1 protein-coding gene and 1 pseudogene are annotated in these 1,471 nt (G+C 66.4%); both read left to right on the forward strand.

Going from position 1 to position 1,471, the window contains the following annotated elements; genetic code table 11:
- A partial coding sequence (locus tag ACWD68_RS41855; protein ID WP_451811715.1) for an FG-GAP-like repeat-containing protein occupies positions 1-981 on the forward strand: 981 nt, incomplete at its 5' end.
- A 303-nt stretch (positions 982-1,284) separates the two neighbouring features.
- Positions 1,285-1,471: pseudogene (locus tag ACWD68_RS41860) on the forward strand (S1 family peptidase); the annotation flags it as partial.

Raw genomic sequence — 1,471 nt, forward strand, 5'->3', positions numbered from 1 at the left:
AAACCCGTGCCGTTGGCGACCACGCCCGCCGCTGCGGGAGAGGAGCTGGTGAAGGCCGGATTCGGACGCACCAAGACCGAATGGGTGCCCGACAAACTCCACACCGGCACGTTCACCGTCGCCTCCACCACGGACACGACACTGGACCTCAACGGCTCCGACACCGCGACCGTCTGCAAGGGCGACGCCGGCGGTCCCGCCCTGCGCATCGTCAACGGCACCACCGAACTCGTCGCCATCAACTCCCGCTCCTGGCAAGGCGGATGCCTCGGCAACGATCCCACCGAAACCCGCACCAGTGCCATCGACACCCGCGTCGATGATCTGGGCAGCTGGGTGAAGGAAGTCTTCAGCCGCGAGCAGATCACGCCGGCGGACATCGACGGTGACGGCAAGGACGACCTGGTCCTGCAGCGCATCGACGGTTCCGTCATCGTCCATCGCAACCTCGGCAACAGCTTCGGTGCCGGCACTGTCATGTCCGCCGGCTGGGGCCGATACGTCACCGGAACCGACGCGGGCCGCCTCTACTTCGCCGACATCACCGGCGACAACAAGGCCGACCTCATCGTCCACAGCACCGACGGCAACATCGCCGTCCGCAAGAACATGGGCACCTACTTCGACGGCGGCACCCACTGGAGCGCCGGCTGGGGCCGATTCGTCACCGGAACCGACGCGGGCCGCCTCTACTTCGCCGACATCACCGGCGACAACAAGGCCGACCTCATCGTCCACAGCACCGACGGCAACATCGCCGTCCGCAAGAACATGGGCACCTACTTCGACGGCGGCACCCACTGGAGCGCCGGCTGGGGCCGATTCGTCACCGGAACCGACGCGGGCCGCCTCTACTTCGGCGATTCCACCGGAGACGGCAAGGCCGACATGTTCGTCCACACGATCGCCGATGGCAAAGTCGCCGTCCGCAAGAACATGGGCACCTACTTCGACGGTGGCACCGTGATGATCACCCTCTGACGAAAGCAATCCCTTTGGCGCCGCGCTGGCGAAACCGGCCACGGCCACTGCTGACACCTGCTCTGTCCCACTCCCTCAAGGGGATGGGGCAGAGCCCCGAAGGATCGGCATCCTCGACAGCACCGGCGCCGATCAGCACCTCGGCCACAACACCCTTTGCACCGGCACCGAGCTCGACGCCTGCCTGCTCAACGGCCCGGCCTTGGCGGTCTGCCCGACGTCAGCATCCGGTTCGGTGGGCAGTCCCGATAACCGCAGCGGCAACTGGCCGAGATCGACCGGCACTTCAACCCAGGGACACCCATGACCGCAAGACGTTCACGATTGATGTGGGCGACCAGCACCGCAGTTGCCCTCGCCACCTTGGCAACCGCCGCCACGGCCACCGCACTCACCGGAGCCGACGCCCCGGCACAGCTGAACTACGTCGTGAAAATCAACGTCGGTGAACAGACCGCCTGCACCGGCACCCTCATCGACCCGCAGTGGG

Source organism: Streptomyces sp. NPDC005141, assembly GCF_053599975.1.